This is a genomic window from Devosia sp. A449 (genome assembly GCF_054489375.1).
The window spans coordinates 176364-195605 of record NZ_JBTMWU010000004.1; the positions used below are offsets into that span (position 1 = coordinate 176364).

General features: G+C 63.6%; 17 protein-coding genes. 7 read left to right on the plus strand and 10 right to left on the minus strand.

What is annotated here, in order from left to right; genetic code table 11:
• Positions 1-9: 9 nt before the first annotated feature.
• The 7 genes from ACX3OW_RS13310 to gabT form a co-directional block, all read right to left on the minus strand.
• Positions 10-822 carry an ABC transporter permease gene (locus tag ACX3OW_RS13310; protein WP_459096269.1) on the minus strand — a complete coding sequence of 271 codons (813 nt, stop codon included), beginning with the start codon at positions 820-822 and terminating at the stop codon, positions 10-12.
• Positions 812-1768: an ABC transporter permease gene (locus ACX3OW_RS13315; RefSeq protein ID WP_459096270.1), complete on the minus strand. Its 957-nt coding sequence runs from the start codon at positions 1766-1768 to the stop codon at positions 812-814. Before ACX3OW_RS13315 ends, ACX3OW_RS13310 begins: the two co-directional genes overlap by 11 nt.
• The gene (locus tag ACX3OW_RS13320; protein ID WP_459096271.1) at positions 1765-2760 is read right to left on the minus strand and encodes an ABC transporter ATP-binding protein; all 996 of its coding nucleotides are present in this window, start codon (positions 2758-2760) and stop codon (positions 1765-1767) included. Before ACX3OW_RS13320 ends, ACX3OW_RS13315 begins: the two co-directional genes overlap by 4 nt.
• A gap of 134 nt (positions 2761-2894) precedes the next feature.
• On the minus strand, positions 2895-4049 hold the full coding sequence (locus ACX3OW_RS13325; protein WP_459096272.1) for an ABC transporter substrate-binding protein: 1155 nt from the start codon (positions 4047-4049) through the stop codon (positions 2895-2897).
• 114 nt (positions 4050-4163) lie between these two features.
• Positions 4164-5072, minus strand: coding sequence for a LysR family transcriptional regulator (locus ACX3OW_RS13330; protein ID WP_459096273.1), 909 nt, complete (start codon positions 5070-5072; stop codon positions 4164-4166).
• Between the two features lie 25 nt (positions 5073-5097).
• Positions 5098-6549 carry an NAD-dependent succinate-semialdehyde dehydrogenase gene (locus ACX3OW_RS13335; RefSeq protein ID WP_459096274.1) on the minus strand — a complete coding sequence of 484 codons (1452 nt, stop codon included), beginning with the start codon at positions 6547-6549 and terminating at the stop codon, positions 5098-5100.
• 10 nt (positions 6550-6559) lie between these two features.
• Positions 6560-7840 (minus strand): 4-aminobutyrate--2-oxoglutarate transaminase, encoded by a 1281-nt coding sequence (gene gabT / locus ACX3OW_RS13340; protein ID WP_459096275.1) that lies wholly within the window; start codon positions 7838-7840, stop codon positions 6560-6562.
• Positions 7841-7946: 106 nt separating this feature from the next.
• On the opposite strand from gabT, the gene ACX3OW_RS13345 reads away from it, so the two are divergent.
• Complete coding sequence (locus ACX3OW_RS13345) at positions 7947-8855, plus strand: LysR substrate-binding domain-containing protein (protein WP_459096276.1); 909 nt, start codon at positions 7947-7949, stop codon at positions 8853-8855.
• Between the two features lie 12 nt (positions 8856-8867).
• On the opposite strand, the gene ACX3OW_RS13350 is transcribed toward ACX3OW_RS13345, so the two are convergent.
• Entirely contained in the window at positions 8868-10064 is a 1197-nt protein-coding gene (locus tag ACX3OW_RS13350) for an ROK family protein (RefSeq protein WP_459096277.1), read from the minus strand.
• Between the two features lie 183 nt (positions 10065-10247).
• Between ACX3OW_RS13350 and ACX3OW_RS13355 the strand changes: the two genes are divergently transcribed.
• The 4 genes from ACX3OW_RS13355 to ACX3OW_RS13370 all read left to right on the plus strand — a co-directional run bounded on the left by ACX3OW_RS13355 (position 10248) and on the right by ACX3OW_RS13370 (position 15099).
• A complete protein-coding gene (locus ACX3OW_RS13355) occupies positions 10248-11264 on the plus strand; it encodes a substrate-binding domain-containing protein (RefSeq protein ID WP_459096278.1) in 1017 nt (338 codons plus the stop codon).
• Between the two features lie 138 nt (positions 11265-11402).
• The gene (locus ACX3OW_RS13360) at positions 11403-12464 is read left to right on the plus strand and encodes an ABC transporter permease (protein ID WP_459096279.1); all 1062 of its coding nucleotides are present in this window, start codon (positions 11403-11405) and stop codon (positions 12462-12464) included.
• Positions 12461-13240 (plus strand): ATP-binding cassette domain-containing protein, encoded by a 780-nt coding sequence (locus tag ACX3OW_RS13365; RefSeq protein ID WP_459096280.1) that lies wholly within the window; start codon positions 12461-12463, stop codon positions 13238-13240. The genes ACX3OW_RS13360 and ACX3OW_RS13365 overlap by 4 nt, the downstream gene beginning before the upstream one ends.
• Before the next feature lie 134 nt (positions 13241-13374).
• Positions 13375-15099 carry an ABC transporter ATP-binding protein gene (locus ACX3OW_RS13370; RefSeq protein ID WP_459096281.1) on the plus strand — a complete coding sequence of 575 codons (1725 nt, stop codon included), beginning with the start codon at positions 13375-13377 and terminating at the stop codon, positions 15097-15099.
• A gap of 467 nt (positions 15100-15566) precedes the next feature.
• Here the strand turns inward: ACX3OW_RS13370 and ACX3OW_RS13375 are convergent, their stop codons facing one another.
• Positions 15567-16475 carry a TIM barrel protein gene (locus ACX3OW_RS13375; protein ID WP_459096282.1) on the minus strand — a complete coding sequence of 303 codons (909 nt, stop codon included), beginning with the start codon at positions 16473-16475 and terminating at the stop codon, positions 15567-15569.
• A gap of 163 nt (positions 16476-16638) precedes the next feature.
• On the opposite strand from ACX3OW_RS13375, the gene ACX3OW_RS13380 reads away from it, so the two are divergent.
• Entirely contained in the window at positions 16639-17778 is a 1140-nt protein-coding gene (locus tag ACX3OW_RS13380) for an alpha-D-ribose 1-methylphosphonate 5-triphosphate diphosphatase (RefSeq protein WP_459096283.1), read from the plus strand.
• Positions 17775-18338 (plus strand): phosphonate metabolism protein/1,5-bisphosphokinase (PRPP-forming) PhnN, encoded by a 564-nt coding sequence (gene phnN, locus ACX3OW_RS13385; RefSeq protein WP_459096284.1) that lies wholly within the window; start codon positions 17775-17777, stop codon positions 18336-18338. The genes ACX3OW_RS13380 and phnN overlap by 4 nt, the downstream gene beginning before the upstream one ends.
• Positions 18339-18447: 109 nt before the next feature.
• Here phnN and phnF read toward each other — a convergent pair whose 3' ends face one another.
• Positions 18448-19173: a phosphonate metabolism transcriptional regulator PhnF gene (phnF, locus tag ACX3OW_RS13390; RefSeq protein ID WP_459096285.1), complete on the minus strand. Its 726-nt coding sequence runs from the start codon at positions 19171-19173 to the stop codon at positions 18448-18450.
• Between the last annotated feature and the right edge of the window lie 69 nt (positions 19174-19242).

The window sequence follows — 19242 nt, forward strand, 5'->3', positions numbered from 1 at the left end:
CTGAGCAGGTTATTTGCCGGCGCCGGCGATCTGGTCGCCGTCGCGGGTGAGGTAAAAGGCGGCCAGAATGGGTAGGGTGGTAACCAGCACCACAATCATGGCGACGACATTGGTCACCGGGCGCTGACGCGGCCGGACCAGTTCCTCCAGCATCCATAGCGGCAGAGTCTGCTGCTGCCCGGAGGTGAAGGTGGTGACAATCACTTCGTCAAACGACAGCGCGAAGGCCAGCATGCCACCAGCCAGCAAGGCCGTGCCGATATTGGGCAGGATGACATGGCGGAAAGTCTGGAAGCCGTCGGCGCCGAGGTCCATCGAGGCCTCGATCAGCGATTTGGAGGTGCGGCGGAACCGCGCCACCGCATTGTTGTAAACCACCACGACGCAGAAGGTGGCGTGGCCCAGCACAATGGTCCAGAAGCTGAACGGGATTTCGGCGATGCTGAAGGCCGAGCGCAAGGCGATACCGGTGATCACGCCGGGCAGGGCGATGGGCAGAATGACCAGCAGCGAAATCGTCTCCCGGCCAAAGAACTGCGTCTGGCTCACCGCCGCGGCACACAATGTGCCAAGCACCAGTGCGATGGCGGTAGAAATACTCGCCACCTGCACCGACAGCGTCAGCGCCTGCCACACGTCGGGCCGGTTCCAGGTCACCTCGAACCATTTCAGGGTGAAGCCCGGCGGCGGCCATTGATAGCTCTTCTCCTCGGTGGTGAAGGCATAGATGAAGATCAGCACCAGTGGCGCGATCAGAAAGATCAGCCCGGCCGCCGAAGCAATTTTGAGGCCCAGCGGAGCCCGCGTCAGGTCAGAGCGCATCGAATGCCCCCTTCTTCTTGGCGGCCCACAGATAGAGGCCCATGATCAGGATCGGCACCACGGTGAAGGCGGCGGCCAGCGGGATATTCCCGGCCGTGCCCTGGTGCTGGTACACGGCCTGGCCGATGAACAGGCGCGACGTGCCGACGATCTGGGGAATGATGTAATCGCCCAGCGTCAGCGAGAAAGTGAAGATCGAGCCGGCAATCACCCCCGGCAGCGCCAGCGGGAAGATGACCTTCCAGAAGGTCTGAAACGGCGTGGCCCCGAGGTCCGACGAAGCGTCGGTCAGATTGACCGGCACGCGCTCGATTGCCGCCTGCGTCGGCAGGATCATGTAGGGCATCCACACATAGACAAACACCAGGAAGGTGCCGAGATAGCTGATCGACAGCGAGCTGCCGCCGACCACCGGAAGGGCCAGAATGGCGTCGAGCAAGAAGGTGATATGCAACTGGGCGAAGATCCAGTTCAGGATCCCTTCCTTGGCCAGGATCAGCTTCCACGCATAAATCTTGACCAGATAGCTCGACCACAGCGGCAGCATGACGCCGAGATAGAACAGCGCCTTCCATTTGCCGCGCACATAGCGCGCCGCCATATAGGCGATGGGAAAGGCGATGACCGCCGAGGCCAGGGTCACCGCGCTGGCCATCAGCACGGTGCGGATGATGATGTCGAGATTGGCCGGGCGGAACAATTCGCCATAGCTCTTGAGCGTCAGGTGGGAATAGTCGACCACGCCGCTGAATTCATCGATGGCGTAAAAGCTCTGCGCCAGCAGCGCCAGCAGCGAGCCGATATAGACCACGCCGAGCCACAGCAAAGGCGGGGCCAGCAACAGCGCAACGAACAGCTTGGGGTGGCGCCACAATTGATCCGACAGCCAGCCGAGAACCCCCGGACGCCGCTCATGTATGGCAATGGTAAGGGCCGGGGTGCTCATTGCTCACCCTCCATCAGATGCAGCGCGCTGCGCTCGAAGGCGAGGCCGGTGCGCGCGCCAATGGCGGGCAATTCGTGGCCCGAAGGCACCAGCGCATGAATGCTGCCGCCATCGACATCAATGCCGACCCGCGTCGTCGCGCCCAGATAATTCTTGGTCGTCACCACGCCGGCCAGCGCACTGCCGGCTTCGGGCACCAGCCGCACCGCTTCGGTGCGCAGGCTCGCCCAGCGCCGCTCACCTGTCAGCACCGCCACCTGGGTGGGATTGAGCACATTGGAGGAGCCAACAAAATCGGCGACAAAGCGGCTATTGGGCCGGGCATAGATTTCCTCGGGCGTGCCGACTTGGATGACCCGACCACCCGAAAACACCGCCACCCGATCCGCCATCGACAGGGCCTCGCCCTGATCATGGGTGACGAAAATAAAGGTGATGCCCAGCGCCTTTTGCAGCGACTTCAGCTCTTCCTGCATGCTTTCGCGCAGCTTGAGATCGAGCGCGCCCAGCGGCTCATCCAGCAGCAACACCTTGGGCCGGTTGACCAGTGCCCTGGCCAGCGCCACGCGCTGCCGCTGTCCGCCGGACAATTCGGAGGGGCGGCGCGCGCCATAGCCATCCAGCTTGACCATTTCCAGCGCCGCCTCGGCGGCCTTGTTGCGCTCGGCCCGCGGCACCTTTTTCAGCATCAGCGAATAGGCGACATTGTCCAACACGTTCAGATGCGGGAACAGCGCATAGTCCTGAAACACCGTGTTGACGTTGCGCCGATAGGGCGGCACGCCGGTGGCGTTCTCGCCGAAAATCTCGATATGGCCGAGCGTGGGTTGCTCAAAGCCGGCGATCACCCGCAGGCAGGTGGTCTTGCCCGATCCCGATGGGCCCAGCATGGCGAAAAACTCGCCGCTGACGATATCGAGATCGACCTGATCCATGGCCTTGATCGGGCCGAAATGGCGCGAAACGCCTTGCAGGGACACAGCAACGGTCATTTTTAGCAGCTCCGTTTCCGACGGCGGACACACCGCCGCGCAGCACAGCCTTTGCCGGCCGGCCAGACAGGATCGTCAGAATTCAACTGGGGCAGGGTGGGGGAGGCAGCCTGCCTCCCCCCTTGGCCGGGCGGTCAGCGGCCGCCGATCACGCCGATATAGTCCGAGACCCAGCGATAATAGGGCACGCATTCGCCCTGGGTGCACTGCGTGGTCGGGGTGCGCCAGAACTTGACCTGGTCGAACTGGTCATAGCCATTGTCGGTGCAGCCGGTAGCGCCCAGCAGCTCATTGCCCTGGCAGGCCGCCGGGACCGAGGGGTTGGCGCCGAACCAGGCCGAGACGTCGCCCTGGACCTTGGGGGCGAGCGAATGCTCCATCCACATATAGGCGCAGTTCGGATGCGCGCTGTTGGCGTGCAGCATGGTGGTGTCGGCCCAGCCGGTGGTGCCTTCCTCCGGGAACACCGAGGTCACCGGGCTGTCGGCCTTGAGGATATTGACCTGGAACGGCCACGAGCCGGACGCGGCCACGCCTTCATTCTTGAAGTCATCGATCTGGATGAAGGCGTCGTGCCAGTAGCGGCCGACCAGAGTGCGCTGCACCCGCAGCAGCTCAAGCGCGGCGGCATACTGCTCTTCGTTCAGTTCATAGGGGCTGGTAATGCCCAGCTCGGGCTTGTGCGCCATCAAATAGTTGGCGGCATCGGCGATATAGATCGGGCCGTCATAGGCCTGGATGCGGCCGGCATTGGGCTGCCCATCGGGGAAGTCCATCGGCTCGAACACCACATTCCAGCTGGTCGGCGGCGTGTCGCCAAACACGTCGGTATTATACATCAGTACGTTGGGACCCCAGACGTAGGGGGTGCCGTAATGCACGTCGTCAATGGTGTGCCAGGCGGCGTTCTGAATGCGTGGATCGAGCGTCGACCACGACGGGATCAGCGCGGTATTGATCGGCTGCACCTTGCCGCCGGCAATCAGTCGCTGCGAGGCGTCGCCCGAGGCGGTGACCAGGTCAAAGCCGCCTTCGTTCATCAGCGCCACCATTTCGTCCGAGGTCGCGGCGGTCTTGACCGAAACCTGGCAGCTGGTGGCCTTTTCGAAATCGCTCACCCAGTCATAGGCCGGGTCGGTTTCGCCTCGCTCAATATAGCCGGCCCAGGCGACGATGCTCAATTCGCCTTCGCCGGCGCCCAGCGCCTGCAAGGCTTCGGCGCCCATGGCCTGGGCGGAAAATACAGTCGCCATGGCAATGGCGGTACAGGTGCGTAACACAGACGTCATTTTGTCCTCCCAAAATCGCCGGTCCCCGCCAGCTATGGAAAGAGTACGCCCCGCATTAACTTTCGCAAATTCATTCGACAGATAGATGATATCGGCAAAATCGATACCACGCGTTCAGAACTTGCGCTGGTTCTGCTGTGCCTGCACTAAGCCGATGAAATCGCGGGCGGATTGCGGCAGGCCCGAGCCGCGTCGCCACACCATGCCGACCTGCACTACCGGCAAACTTCCCGAGATAATCCGGTTTTCGATGCGGTCGCCTTCCAGCGACCAGGGGCGATACACCAGATCGGGCAGGATCGCGACGCCCGCTCCGGTGGCCACCAGACTGCGCACCGCCTCCACCGACCGGGTGCGAAACGCCACCCGCGGCTTGGTGCCCAGCGCCGACAGCAGCTTGCCGGTATTTTCCTCGGTCTCGTCCACCGTCAGCATGATCAGCGGCTCGGGCACAATATCCTCGATCTGGATCACATCGGCAGAAGCCAGCCGGTGCCCCAGCGGCAGCCACAGCCGATAGGACGAGGTCTCGAAGATTTCCGCCTGCAGCGCATGTCGATCCTGCAAATCGGAAATCACCATCACCGCGACATCCAGCTCGCCGCCGATCAGCAGATGTTCGAGATAGTCGCGATTATCCTCAATCGCCGTCACCTGCACCGCCGGATAAGCCCGCCGATAGCGCGCCAGCAATTCGGACAGCACATAGCCGGCCACCAGCGACGTCACCCCCAGCGCCAGCGGGCTGGGCGGCGCCGAGGCCACTTCCACAAAGCTCCGCCGCGCATCCTGCACCCCCGAAAGAATGCGCGCGGCATGACGATGAAACTGATGCCCCTGATGGGTAATGTTGAGCCCGCGCCGATGCCGCTCAAACAGCGACACCCCCAGATCGAGCTCCAGGTCGCGGATCGCCTCGGTCACCGCCGATTGCGAAATCGACAAATTCTGCGCCGCACCCGACACGGTGCCATGCTCGGCCACGGCGATAAAATATTGCAATTGGCGCAGGGTGAAGGACATGGCCTTCACCCTAGCCGGACTTCGATCAGTCGGCGAGCCCGCCCAGGCAGGCATATTTGAGTTCGGTGAACTCCAATATGCCGTGCTGCGAGCCCTCGCGCGAATTGCCACTTTCCTTGACCCCGCCAAACGGCGCCAGTTCGGTCGAAATCAGCCCGGTATTGATGCCCACCATGCCGTATTCCAGCCCCTCCATGACGCGGAAAATCCGCCCCACATCGCGCGCATAGAAATACGCCGCCAGCCCGGTTTCGGTGTCATTGGCCGCCGCAATCACCTCCGCCTCAGTCTCGAATTTGAACACCGCCGCCAGCGGCCCAAACGTCTCCTCATTGGCCAGCGTCATCCCGGCATTGGCCCCCGTGAGCACGGTCGGCTCAAAAAACGTCCGCCCCAGCGCATGCCGCTGCCCGCCCAGCCGCACCGTCGCGCCCTTGGCCGTAGCGTCGGCGATATGCTCCTCCACCTTGCGCACCGCCGCCTCGGTGATCAGCGGTCCCTGGTTGACGCCCTCGGCAAAGCCATCGCCAACCTTCAGCGCCGCAACCCGCGCCACCAGCTTTTCCACAAACGCATCATGCACGCTGGCCTGCACATAGAAGCGATTGGTGCAAACGCAGGTCTGCCCCATATTCCGGTATTTCGAGACAATCGCGCCCTCGACCGCCGCATCCAGATCGGCGTCGTCAAACACGATGAACGGCGCATTGCCGCCCAGCTCCAGCGCCACTTTCTTGACCGTGGTGGCGGCCTGCGCCATCAAGATCTTGCCCACCGCCGTCGAGCCGGTGAACCCCACCAGCCGCACCTTGGGATGGCTGGTCAGCACCCCGCCAATGGCCTTGGCATCGCCAGTCACCACATTGATCGTACCCGCCGGAAAACCCGCGCGCTGCGCCAGTTCGGCCAGTGCCAGCGCCGTCAGCGGCGTCTCCAGCGCCGGCTTGACCACCACCGTACAGCCCGCCGCCAATGCCGGGGCAATCTTGCGGGTAATCATCGCCGCCGGGAAATTCCACGGCGTAATCGCCGCCACCACCCCAATCGGCTGGCGCAGCACCAATAGCCGCGCATCGGCCCGATGGCTGGGCAGCATTTCGCCGGCGATGCGCTTGGCCTCTTCGGCATAAAATTCGATATAGGACGCCGCATAGTCGATTTCGCCCAGCGCCTCGGCCAGTGGCTTGCCCTGCTCGCTGGTCAGGATCACCGCCAGATCCTGCCGATTTTTCACCACCAGATTGAACCAGTCGCGCAAAATCTTGCTGCGCTCCTTGGCGGTACGGACGCTCCACGCGGGCAGGGCGGCTGCTGCCGCCTCCACCGCCTGCGTCGCCTCATCCGCCCCAAACGCCGGCACCTGACCCACCACCGCCCCACTGGCCGGGTTGGTCACATCGATACTGGCCGCGCCGACAAAGCGCCCATCGAGAAACGCCTGGTTCTTCAGCAGGTTGCTATCGGCAAGATTGTGCATGGCCATATCCTTAATTCCGCGCCGCGATCAGCGCGGCTTCGAGCTTGTTCAGCCCCTCATCCAGCAAATCATCCGCGATGGTGAGCGGGTTGAGCAGCCGGATGCTATTGCCATGGATGCCGCAGGACAACAGGATCAACCCATCCGCCAGCGCCGCCTGGATCACCCTTTTGGTCGCCGCCGCATCCGGCCCGCCATCCGCCCCCACAATATCAAACGCCACCATCGCGCCCGGCCCGCGAATAAACCCAATCGGCGTGATGTCGTTGCGCCGCGCGGTAATCTCCAGCGCCGCCTTGATCCGCTCGCCAATCCGATTGGCGCGCTCGACCAAGCCTTCCTCGGCAATCACCTCCAGCACCGCCAGCGCTGCCGCACAGGCCATCGGACTCCCGGCATAAGTGCCGCCCAGCCCGCCGGCTTCCGGCGCGTCCATGATCTCGGCCCGCCCAATCACCCCCGATAGCGGAAACCCACCCGCCAACGCCTTGGCCACCGTCACCAGATCTGGCTCCACTCCCGAATGCTCGATACCAAACATCTTGCCGGTCCGGGCAAAGCCCGTCTGGATTTCATCGGCAATCAGCACGATGCCATGCTGATCGGCGATTCCGCGCAGCGCCACCAGCAGCTCGGTCGGCGCCGGCAAAAACCCGCCTTCGCCCTGCACCGGCTCGATGATGATGGCCGCCACCTCGCTCGGATCAATATCGGCGCGGAACAGCGTCTCCAGCGCCCGCAGGCTCTCACCCACACTGACGCCATGCGATTCCGCCGGGAACGGCACATGAAAAATGCCGGGGGGCGAAATGCCGAACTTCTTCTTGTACGGCGCCACCTTGCCGGTCAGCGCCATGGTGAAAGTGGTGCGGCCATGAAACCCACCGCTAAAGGCGATGACACCGGGCCGCCCGGTATGCGCCCGCGCGATCTTGACCGCATTTTCCACCGCCTCGGCCCCGGTCGAAAACAGCACCGATTTGGCCGGCCCGGAAAACGGCGCCAGCGCATTCAGCCGCTCGCACACCGCCACATAGGGCTCATAGGGCACGATCTGAAACGCCGTATGGGTGAACTGGTCGAGCTGCGCCTGCACCGCCGCCATCACCTTGGGGTGGCGGTGGCCGGTATTGAGCACGGCAATGCCGGCAGCAAAGTCGATATAACGCTTGCCCTCGACGTCCCACAATTCGCTGCCTTCGGCGCGCTGGGCAAACACCGGGAAGGCGGTGCCGATGCCGCGCGGCAAGGCCGTCTGGCGGCGGGTCTGCAAACTGGCATTGTCGGTCATGGCAAGTCTCCTCAATGCGCCCAGCCTAGGCCGTTGCCGGGCCGAGGCGGTATGTGATTATGTGGGGCAGTGTGGTGCATCCATGTTGCCACCGGAGACGCCCGCCATGCCCGACGATTCCGCCTCGCGCCTGCCGCCGCTGATGATGCTGCGCGCCTTCGAGGCCACCGGCCGCACCGGCTCGATGCGCAAGGCCGCCGACGATCTGGGCGTCAGCCACACCGTGGTCAGCCGCCATGTGCGCAATCTGGAAGCCTGGATGGGCCGCAAGCTGCTCACCGCCGGCCCGCGCGGCGTCACGCTGACTGATGAAGGCCAAATCCTGCTCGCTTCGGTCAGCAAGGCCTTCCGCCTGATCGCCAATACCGCCGGCGAATTGCGCTCGGCCCGCGCCGGGGCCATCCTGCGCATCTGGTGCATTCCCGGGCTCGCCACCCGCTGGCTGACCCCGCGCCTCGCCATCATCGAAGAGATTTTGCGCGGCACTGAGGTGGTGCTGCGCTCCACCGACGCCATGCCCGATTTTGCCAGCGGCGAAGCCGATCTGGCCATCGGCTTTGGCGATTTCGACACGCTGGCCGCTGGCGGCATGCCGCTGTTGCGACCCCGCATGTTCCCCCTCGCCAGCCCGCAATGGCTGGCCACCCATGGCACGCCAAAATCGCTGGCCGACCTGCCCAACTGGCCGCTGATCCATGAGGCCAGCCACCGCCAATGGACCGACTGGTTCGAGGCGGCCGGGGTCGGGGCCGGCCATCGCCTGCACGGCCCGCGCCTCTGGGATTCCAGCCTGGGGCTCGACGCGGCGAGCGCCAATCAGGGCATCGTGCTGGGCAGCCGCATTCTGGCCGCTGACGATCTGTCCAGCGGCCGGCTGGTGGAACTGTTCGACACCAATATCCGCCTCGGCGGCTACTACGTGGTCAGCGCCCCCCAGCGCCGCGGCAATCCCGCCATCGACCGGTTGATCGCCTGGCTCGGCACCGAACTGAAACGGGCCGAACAGGACCGCTAGCGTTGCCGCAATCTACGCCTGCAGGCGGATATTGCCGTTCATGAAATAGCGCTGGAATAGCGGGCTGGTGGCGGCGCCGATGGCGCGGGCATTGCCGCCCACGGTACCGGCCTCGATACGGGGCGCGATCAGCCCGCGCATATCCTGATTGTTCAGATAGCGCCGCGTGCGCTCGACCAGTGCGTGCTTGACCGCATCGGGAAAGGCGCCATCGATCAGGATGGCTTCAAAATCGATCACGGAGCACACCGACAGGCTCGCCTTGGCCAGTTCCTGCGCCGTCTGCCCGAGCCAGGGATCGACCAGCCGCGATAGCCCGCTCCAGTCCTGCGGCTGTGCCCACAGCGCCTGCGGATCGAGCCCGACTTCGGTCAGCCTTGTCTCCAGCAGATGGATCGAGGCGGTGTCGATCAATTGCTGGCTTTCGCCATGCGGGCCAAAACTGCGCAGCGAGCCCAGCGCCCCGGCATTGCCCTGGTGCCCCTGATACACCGAGTGGTTCAGCACCACGCCGCCGCCAATAAAGGCGCCGATGAAGAAATAGGCGTAGTCGCGGAATTCCTTGCCCCGCCCATAAATATGCTCGGCCTGGCAGCCGGCGGTGGCGTCATTGACCACGCTGACCGGCAAATCGGTAAAGCCGGCCAGCTCGGCAGCGAAATCGACGCCCTTCCAGGAATACAGCGCCTCGGCCGGCGCGCGGACCAGCTCGTTCCAGCGCCACAGCTCAAACGGAATGGCGATGCCGATGCCGCAGATGCGGGTGACTTCCACCGGGGTGCATTGCAGCAGCAGCGTCGTCATCCCCTCCTTGATGAAGCGGAAGATCTGCTCCGGCATCGGGTAGTTATAGGTGAGCTGCAATTGGTGGCGCACCGTGCCGCGAAAATCGGCCAGCAGCAGCACGGCGCTGCGCCGCCCCACCTTGCAGCCGAACGACAACACCCCGTCCTCGGCCAGACTCATCGGCACCGATGGTTTGCCCACCTTGCCCTTGATCGGCGTGCCGCGACTCAGCAGTCCCTCGGCCTCCATTTCGCGCAAAATGATCGACACTGTCTGCGGCGACAAATTCGCCAGCCGCGCCAGATCGCTGCCCGCCGTAGGGCCATTGCGCTGCAACAAGGTCAGCAGTAGCCGTTCGTTATAGTCACGAACGCCACTCTGGTTCACGCCACTGCTAAGGGTTCTGATGATTGGTTTGCCCATGGCGAGCACCATAAGCGGCGTCCGATCAGCCGGGAAGATACCCGGCATCGAATAAATAAATAAATGAGATTTATATATTGACGGGCTGCCAAAAACTGCGCCACGATGCTGGCGTCGGATCGAAAGATCAGTGGCTGCGGATCAGGGAGGAGCCCAATTCGCCGCCCACCAGGGAGAGATAAATTGAACAAGCTGCTTTTGAGCACGGCGCTGTGCCTTGCCGGCCTGTCCGTGCCTGTCATGGCGCAGGACGCTATTACCGCCTGCCTCATCACCAAGACCGATACCAACCCATTCTTCGTCAAGATGCGCGAAGGCGCCGAGGCCAAGGCCGCCGAATTGGGCGTGACGCTGAAATCCTATGCCGGCAAGGTCGATGGCGACCATGAAACCCAGGTCGCGGCCATCGAGACCTGCATTGCCGATGGCGCCAAGGGCATTCTGATCACCGCTTCGGACACCTCTTCCATCGTGCAGTCGGTGCAGCAGGCACGCACTGCCGGCCTGCTGGTGATCGCGCTCGATACCCCGCTGACCCCGGCCGATGCCGCCGACGCCACCTTCGCCACCGACAATTTCCTCGCCGGCGAACTGATCGGCAAATGGACCGCCGGCACGCTGGGCGCCGAAGCCGCCAATGCCAAGATTGCCATGCTCGATCTGGGCATCAGCCAACCCACCGTCGACGTGCTGCGCGATCAGGGGTTCCTCCAGGGCTTCGGCATCGAACTGGGCGACCCCAACAAATGGGGCGACGAAACCGATCCGCGCATCGTCGGTCATGACGTGACCGCCGGCAACGAGGAGGGCGGCCGCAAGGCGATGGAAAACCTGCTCGCCAAGGACCCGATGATCAACGTCGTTTACACCATCAACGAGCCCTCGGCGGCCGGCGCCTATGAAGCGCTCAAATCCATTGGCCGCGAAAATGACGTGACCATCGTTTCTGTCGACGGCGGCTGCCCCGGCGTCGCCAATATCAAGGACGGCGTCATCGGCGCCACCTCCCAGCAATACCCGTTGCAGATGGCCGCGCTTGGCGTCGAGGCCATCAAGGCCTGGGCCGATACCGGCGTGAAGCCGGAACCCACTCCCGGCAAGGAATTCTTCGATACCGGGGTGAAGCTGGTGACCGACGCGCCAGTGGCTGGCGTCGACAGCATTGACAGCACCGAGGGTACGGCGCTCTGCTGGGGCTAAAGCAAGGGGCGAAAAGGTGGGAACCGGCTTTTCGCTTCGAACCTTGCGACAACCAGAGTGTGCCTTAACCTGAGTGCGTATGCCCGGGGGCGGACCATGAGTCCGCCCCTATTCGATACCAATGGGGGAGAAGAGCCCATGCCCAGCGAAGCCGACATGGATGCGGCCAGCGCCGCACGCAACGAGACGGTCGCCACATTCGATCACCAGCCGACCGGATTGCTGTCGCGGCTGCAACACGCCCTGCACAGCACGCCGTCGCTGGTGCCGCTGATCGTTCTGGTGCTGTCGATCATCATTTTCGGCGCGCTGCTGGGGGGCAAGTTCTTCTCCTCCTTCGCGCTGACGCTTATCCTCCAGCAGGTGGCCATTGTCGGCATTGTCGGCGCCGCGCAATCGCTGGTCATTCTCACCGCCGGCATTGATCTGTCCGTGGGCGCCATCATGGTGCTCAGCTCGGTGATCATGGGCCAGTTCACCTTCCGCTACGGCCTGCCGCCAGTGGTATCGATCGGCATTGGCCTTATCGCCGGCACGGCGGTCGGCTATCTCAATGGCTGGCTGGTCGCGGTGGTCAAGCTGCCGCCCTTCATCGTCACCTTGGGCGTCTGGCAGATCGCACTGGCCACCAATTTCCTCTATTCCGGCAATGAGACCATCCGCGCCCAGGAGATCGAAACCCAGGCGCCGATCCTGCAATTTTTCGGCCAGACCATAAATTTCGGCGGCGCGGTGTTCACCTATGGGGTGATCTTCTTCGTGCTGCTGGTGCTGCTGCTGGCCTATGTGCTGCGCCACACCGCCTGGGGCCGCCACGTCTATGCCGTCGGGGACGATCCCGACGCGGCCGAGCTGTCCGGCGTCAACACCAAGCGCATCCTGATCTCGGTCTATATGCTGTCGGGGCTGATCTGCGCCTTTGCCGGCTGGGCGCTGATCGGGCGCATCGGCTCGGTCTCGCCCACCTCCGGCCAGTCGGCCAATATCGAAAGCATCACCGCCGTGGTGATTGGCGGCATCTCGCTGTTTGGCGGCCGCGGCTCGATCCTGGGCATGCTGTTCGGGGCGCTGATCGTCGGCGTGTTCTCGCTCGGCCTGCGCCTGCTCGGCGCCGATGCGCAATGGACCTATCTGCTGATTGGCGTGCTGATCATCGCCGCCGTTGCCGTGGACCAGTGGATCAGAAAGGTGTCGCTATGACCGAACCCCTGCTCAAGGCGCGTAACCTGTCCAAGCGCTATGGCCGCGTCACCGCGCTCGACAATTGCGACTTCGATCTGATGCCGGGGGAAATCCTCGGCGTCATCGGCGACAACGGCGCCGGCAAATCCTCGCTGATCAAGGCCCTGTCGGGGGCCATCATTCCCGACACCGGCGAGGTGTTCCTCGATGGGCAGAAGGTCAATTTCACCTCGCCCATCGATGCCCGCAATGCCGGGGTGGAAACCGTCTATCAGACGCTGGCCATGTCGCCGGCTTTGTCGATTGCCGACAATATGTTCATGGGTCGCGAGCTGCGTAAGCCGGGCATTCTCGGCTCGGTCTTCCGCCAGCTCGACCGCTCGGCCATGGAGCGCATCGCCCGCGAAAAGCTCTCCGATCTGGGGCTGATGACCATCCAGAACATCAATCAGGCGGTGGAAACCCTGTCCGGCGGCCAGCGTCAGGGTGTGGCCGTGGCGCGCGCCGCCGCCTTTGGCAGCAAGGTCATCATTCTCGATGAGCCCACCGCCGCCCTCGGCGTCAAGGAATCCCGCCGCGTCCTCGAACTGATCCAGGATGTGCGGGCGCGCGGCATTCCGATCATCCTGATCAGCCACAACATGCCCCATGTCTTCGAGGTCGCCGACCGCATCCATGTCCACCGCCTCGGCCGCCGCCTCTGCGTCATCGACCCCAAGGACTACACCATGTCCGACGCGGTCGCCTTCATGACCGGCGCCAAAGGCGCCCCCGGCGGCGCCGTCGCGGCCTAGCCATCAGCGGTCCATCCGTCGCCCAACGGGTGGACCTAACCCATATTATGATTGAAGCGCTCTACTTAATATGCGACCTGCGGGCTATTGTGTCGTTCGCCCTTTTTGCCCGCCCCCATATTCAGTAGCCTTTCATGCTCAAGCGCTTTTTCTCCTATTACGCCCCCTATAAGGGCCTGTTCATTCTCGATTTCGGCTGCGCCATCATTGCCGGCCTGCTCGAACTCGCCTTCCCGATGGCGGTGGCCTATTTCATCGATCAGTTGCTGCCGCGCTCCGAATTCGGCTTCATCCTGATCGCCGGCGCCGCGCTGCTGGCGATCTATGTGCTCAACGCCGTGCTGATGGGCGTGGTCAATTATTTCGGCCACATGCTCGGCATCGGCATCGAAACCGACATGCGCCGCCAGGTGTTTGACCACCTGCAAAAGCTCAGCTTCAGCTTTTTCGACAACAACAAGACCGGCCATCTGATCACCCATGTGACCAAGGATCTTGAGGATGTCGGCGAGGTGGCCCATCACGGCCCCGAAGACGTGTTCCTCGCCATCATGACCTTCATCGGCGCCTTCGTGCTGATGTTCACCGTCAATTGGCAACTGGCGCTGATCACCACGCTGATTGTGCCGGTGATGACCTGGCTGGTCAGCCGCTACGGCGCCAGGATGACCCAGAACTGGCGCACCCTGTTCCGCCAGGTCGGCGATTTCAACACCCGCATCGAGGACTCGATCGGCGGCATCCGCGTGGTCAAGGCCTTCGCCAATGAGTCCCACGAAGCCAAGCTGTTCGCCGGCAACAACAATGCCTATCGCCAGACCAAGCTGCAGGCTTACGCCTATATGACGGCCAGCATCACCATCACCTATCTCAGCACCCGCCTGGTGCAATTGGTGGTCATGCTGGTGGGCGCCTGGCTCGTGGTGCAGGGCGAGTTGAGCAATGGCGGCTTTGTCAGCTTCCTGCTGCTGGTCAACGTCTTCATGCGCCCGGTCGACAAGATCACCGGCGTGCTCGAAAGCTATCCCAAGGGCATTGCCGGCTTCCGCCGCTTCACCACCCTGATCGACACCGAGCCCGACATCGCCGACCGCCCCGGCGCCAAGGCGGTGACCCACCTCAACGGCGATATCGTCTTTGATAACATCGGCTTTGCCTATGAAGACGGCCGCAGCGTGCTCGACGGGGTCAGCCTCGCTATCAATGCCGGCGAAACCGTCGCCATTGTCGGCCCCTCCGGCGCCGGCAAGACCACGCTCTGCTCGCTGCTGCCGCGCTTTTACGAGCTGAACAGCGGTTCGATTTCCATCGACGGCATCGACATTCGCGACATGACCCAGACCTCCTTGCGCAGCCAGATCGGCATCGTGCAGCAGGACGTGTTCCTGTTCGGCGGCACCATTCGCGAGAACATCGCCTACGGCCAGCTCGGCGCTACCGACGACGCCATCATGGAAGCCGCCCGCCGCGCCCGTTTCGACATGGTGATCAAGCGCCTGCCCGAGGGCCTCGACACCGTGGTCGGCGAGCGCGGGGTGAAGCTCTCCGGCGGCCAGAAGCAGCGCGTCGCCATCGCCCGGATTTTCCTCAAGAACCCGCCCATCCTGATCCTCGACGAAGCCACCTCCGCCCTCGACACCGCCACCGAAGTCGCCATCCAGCGCTCGCTGAGCGAGCTGTCGCAGGGCCGCACCACCCTGGTCATCGCCCACCGTCTGGCGACCATCCAGCACGCCGACCGCATCGTGGTCATCGACGAAACCGGCATCGTCGAACAAGGCACCCACACCGCCCTCCTGGCCCAAGACGGCGCCTACGCGGTGCTGCACAAAGCCCAGTTCGGTTATCTGGCGGGGTAGGGGAGGCTACGCTCCCTTCTTCCCTTCTCCCCTCGTGGGAGAAGGTGCCCGCAGGGCGGATGAGGGGGCTCTAGCTTGCACCAAGCATCGTGGCTCCCGTCACCCCCTCCCAACCTCCCCCATCAAGGGGGAGGTGCCGCCCGGTGGTTGTGACTCGATGGTGCCCCGACCTCGATCTGATACCTCCCCCTCGATGGGGAGGCTAGGAGGGGGTGACGGTTTAGGCAGAGACGATGGGTGAACCTCAATACACCCCACCCACGATGTCATCCCGGCCTTGCGCCGGGACCCATCCTGAGATGCCCGTTCTTTCTCCCTTCTCCCCTTGAGGGAGAAGGTGCCCGAAGGGCGGATGAGGGGTCTCTTTAACGCGCCTCAAAGCATGGGATGACGCAGCACCCCTCACCCTGCTTTTCTGCTGAACGCAGAAAAGCTGTCCCTCTCCCTCAAGGGGCGAGGGAAGAGCGCTACTGCGCCGCCGCCCTCACACCATCCAACCCCGCCAACCCCCGCGCCCGGCGCAAACACTCCGCCCGCTCACTCCGATACCGCATCCCGATCTCCATCATCATCACCGTACCCGGCAAAAACGTCAGTTCCCCAAAAATCCCATCCCAGTCGATATCGCCCCAGCCCAGCGGCAGATGCAGGTCGCCAATGCCCATGGCGACGTTTTCGGCCTGATGATAGGGCACATAAAACCCCTGCGGCCGGCCAAAACTGTCATGCACATGCAGATGCCCGGTCACCGGCGCCATGGCCGCAATCTGCTGGCGGAAGTCGAGCCCGCGATAGGTCGATTCAATATAGGCGTGGCTGAAATCAATCAGCCCCACCAGATTGGGATGGTTCACCGCCCGCACCGTGTCGGCCACTTCGGCCGGCGTCTGCCGGTATTGCCCCGGCGCGGTGCTAAAAATGTTCTCCAGCGCCACGCGAATGCCATAGGGGCGGCAGAATTCGGCCAGTTCGCCCAGCGCCTCGCGCTCGCGCTGGTCGGCGCCCGGGCGGTGGTGCCACTGGTCGGCGCGCAATTCCCCGCTATGCTGCACCAGGATGCGGGCATCGATCCGGTCGCAGATTTCGGCCAGCGCCTTGGCCGCCGCCATCTGGTAGGGCAGGGTGTCCGGGTCCATGAAATTGGACGACACCAATCCATGCACTGTGTAGCGAAAATCGAATTGCCTGGTCATCGCGACCAGCCGATTGAGCCGCTCGGGCAGGATGCGGCCGCCGGCGATCAGATCGACCCCGGTGAGCCCGAGTTCCACCGTATCGGTGCCGATCTCGGCCAGCCGCCGCAGGTCGGCTTCGAGGCTGAACAGCTCGCCATCCTCGGAATCGGCATTGAACCCGGTGGCGACGATATTGCTCATGGCTGGTCCCCAAATCATGCCGGCTTGTTCTCGCCGCTGTGCATGACGATAATACGACCCTTGTCGGCGGGATAGATCGACTGTGGTCGCCAAACTGTCATGAAGTTCGGCTAGCGCAGGCCCCAACATGCCAGGCTTACGAACGCAGGATCGGCTTATCGTTATGAACACCGTCGCTCTCGGGGAACTTGTCCTCACCAATGCCCGGATCGTGCTCGCCAATGAGGTGCTGGAAGGCTCCGTGCGGGTCGATGGCGGCCTCATCACCGATGTTGGCGCGCCCAGCCGCTCCGGCGTCGATCTCGACGGGGATTATTTGATCCCGGGTCTGGTCGAACTGCACACCGACCACCTCGAAACCCATTATGCCCCGCGCCCCAAAGTGCGCTGGAACCCGGTCGCCGCCGTGCAGGCGCATGACGCCCAGATCGCCGCCTCCGGCATCACCACCGTGCTCGATGCGATCCGCGTCGGGCTCGACGAAAATTCCGATATGGGCGCCGCCGAAATGCTGACGCTGGCCAATGCCATCGCCGCCGGCACCAAAGCCGGCCGCCTGCGCGCCGAGCACCATATCCATCTGCGCTGCGAAGTCTCCGCCCCAGATTGCCTCGAAAGCTTCCTGCTGCTCAAGGACGATCCGCAGGTCCGTCTGGCCTCGCTGATGGACCACGCCCCCGGCCAGCGCCAGTTCGCCAGCATGGATGCCTACAAGACCTATTATCAGGGCAAGCTGAAGATGAGCGACGCCGCGCTCGCCGACTTTTCCGAGCGCCGCATTGCCGAATCGACCGCTCACGCCGGCCCGCATCGCCGCGCCATCGCCGCCGCCTGCCACGAGCTGGGCATCGTGCTGGCCAGCCATGACGACGCCACCCGCGACCATGTCGAGGAAGCTCTGGCCCTGGGCATCGACGTCGCCGAATTCCCCACCACGCTCGAAGCGGCCAAGGCCTCGCGCCAGGCCGGCATGGCGATCCTGATGGGCGGCCCCAATGTGGTGCGCGGCGGCTCCCACTCGGGCAATGTCTCGGCGCGGGCACTGGCGGAAGCCGATCTGCTCGATATCCTGTCCTCGGATTACATCCCCTTCTCGATGCTGCAGGGGGCCTTCGCGCTCACCGACACGATGGACCTGTTCAAGGCCATCCAGCTGGTCACCAAGCGCCCGGCCGAAGCGGCCGGTTTCCATGACCGGGGCGAAATCGCCATCGGCAAGCGCGCCGACTTCGTGCATGTGCGCGTCGAGGATGGTATCCCCATCGTGCGGACAGTGTGGCGTCAGGGCCAGCGAGTGATATGAGCGGAAAATTTGTTGCCGTTGTCGGGCCGAGCGGCGTCGGCAAGGACAGCCTGATCGGTTACGCCCGCGAGCGGCTGGAACACACCGGCCGCGTCGTCTTCGTCCGCCGCGTCGTCACCCGCCCCGCCGATGGCGGCAGTGAAGATCACGACAGCATGGATGAAGCCGCTTTCGCCGCCGCCGAAGCAGCGGGCCAGTTCACCCTGAGCTGGGGTGCCCATGGTCTGCGCTATGGCCTGCCCATTTCCCTCGAAGCCGACCTCGCCGCCGGCCGCGTCGTCGTCGCCAATCTCTCGCGTCGGGTCATTCCGGCATTGCTGGAACGCCACCCGGATGCGGTGGTGGTCCTGGTTACCGCCGAACGTTCGGTTTTGGCCCAACGCCTCGCCGCCCGCGGTCGCGAAACACCTGAGTCGATTCAGGCGCGTTTGGCCCGCAATGTTGACGACGGATTGCCGGAAAACACGATCCGCATCGACAATTCCGGCGAATTGGCAGCAGCCGGCAAGAAATTCGCCAGCATGCTGGCAGCCAATGCTGGCTTGGTCGAACCGGTCTAGCACCCAGCCTTTGCCGCTGAAACCGGCGAGCCCCGATGCGCCCCCTCCCCCTTGAGGGGAGGGCCGGGGTGGGGGTGTCGTGCCCGCAATCCACCTCGATCTGCGCTCCCTAAACCACCAACTCCATCCGCTCCGCCGGAAACCGGCTCAGCGCATAAGAGATTGGATTTCCAGCCGAATCCTCATCCACCGCCTCCGACACCAGCAGGATTGCCCCCGGCGCCAGCCCCAGCAATTTGGTCTCCTCCACATCGGCATGTCGCGCCGAAATCCTTGTCGAGGCCCGGCCATAATCACCCAGCCCATAGCTGGCAAACACCGCGGTAAATGAGCGCAATTCGGCGTATCGGTCGGCCATATCGGGAAATAGCCGATACGGCAGTATGCTTGTTGCCCGCGACAGCGGTTTGCCATCCGCCAGCGACATGGTCTCGAGCCGCACCACCTTGCTCCCAAGCTTGATTCCGAGTGCTTTGGCAGCGGTGGCGCTGGCATTTTCGAGCCTGCTGGACAGCAATTGCCCGGCGACATTTTGCGCCTGTCCGGCCAGCCCCTCGGAGAATCTGGTGCGCTTTCCGATGGGGTAGCTCAGCCGTTTGGCGCTGCGCACAAAGGTGCCGCGCCCCTGTTCAGCGCCCACCACTCCCTCTTCAGCCAGCACCGCCAGCGCCCGTCGCACGGTATGGCGATTGGCGGAAAAGCGTTGTGCCAGAACGGCTTCGGTGGGCAGGCGATCCCCCGCGGCCAGCTTGCCGCCGACGATATCGAGGCGGATCGCATCAACGATGCGCCGCCACAGGGCGATGCCGCCCAGATCGGATTTCACAACTGTCATTGCATTTTCACATAGGAAGCGTAGGACCGGATTTAGGACATTAGTTGTCTAGTGTAATAGACAAATCGA

Coding starts and splice junctions, on each gene's coding strand:
- ACX3OW_RS13345 (WP_459096276.1), top strand. CDS start 7,947: ATGCCCGACGATTCCGCCTCGCGCCTGCCGCCGCTGATGATGCTGCGC.
- phnN (WP_459096284.1), top strand. CDS start 17,775: ATGAGCGGAAAATTTGTTGCCGTTGTCGGGCCGAGCGGCGTCGGCAAG.
- ACX3OW_RS13365 (WP_459096280.1), top strand. CDS start 12,461: ATGACCGAACCCCTGCTCAAGGCGCGTAACCTGTCCAAGCGCTATGGC.
- ACX3OW_RS13330 (WP_459096273.1), bottom strand. CDS start 5,072: ATGTCCTTCACCCTGCGCCAATTGCAATATTTTATCGCCGTGGCCGAG.
- ACX3OW_RS13335 (WP_459096274.1), bottom strand. CDS start 6,549: ATGCACAATCTTGCCGATAGCAACCTGCTGAAGAACCAGGCGTTTCTC.
- ACX3OW_RS13315 (WP_459096270.1), bottom strand. CDS start 1,768: ATGAGCACCCCGGCCCTTACCATTGCCATACATGAGCGGCGTCCGGGG.
- ACX3OW_RS13375 (WP_459096282.1), bottom strand. CDS start 16,475: ATGAGCAATATCGTCGCCACCGGGTTCAATGCCGATTCCGAGGATGGC.
- ACX3OW_RS13325 (WP_459096272.1), bottom strand. CDS start 4,049: ATGACGTCTGTGTTACGCACCTGTACCGCCATTGCCATGGCGACTGTA.
- ACX3OW_RS13310 (WP_459096269.1), bottom strand. CDS start 822: ATGCGCTCTGACCTGACGCGGGCTCCGCTGGGCCTCAAAATTGCTTCG.
- ACX3OW_RS13350 (WP_459096277.1), bottom strand. CDS start 10,064: ATGGGCAAACCAATCATCAGAACCCTTAGCAGTGGCGTGAACCAGAGT.
- gabT (WP_459096275.1), bottom strand. CDS start 7,840: ATGACCGACAATGCCAGTTTGCAGACCCGCCGCCAGACGGCCTTGCCG.
- ACX3OW_RS13380 (WP_459096283.1), top strand. CDS start 16,639: ATGAACACCGTCGCTCTCGGGGAACTTGTCCTCACCAATGCCCGGATC.
- ACX3OW_RS13370 (WP_459096281.1), top strand. CDS start 13,375: ATGCTCAAGCGCTTTTTCTCCTATTACGCCCCCTATAAGGGCCTGTTC.
- phnF (WP_459096285.1), bottom strand. CDS start 19,173: ATGACAGTTGTGAAATCCGATCTGGGCGGCATCGCCCTGTGGCGGCGC.
- ACX3OW_RS13360 (WP_459096279.1), top strand. CDS start 11,403: ATGCCCAGCGAAGCCGACATGGATGCGGCCAGCGCCGCACGCAACGAG.
- ACX3OW_RS13320 (WP_459096271.1), bottom strand. CDS start 2,760: ATGACCGTTGCTGTGTCCCTGCAAGGCGTTTCGCGCCATTTCGGCCCG.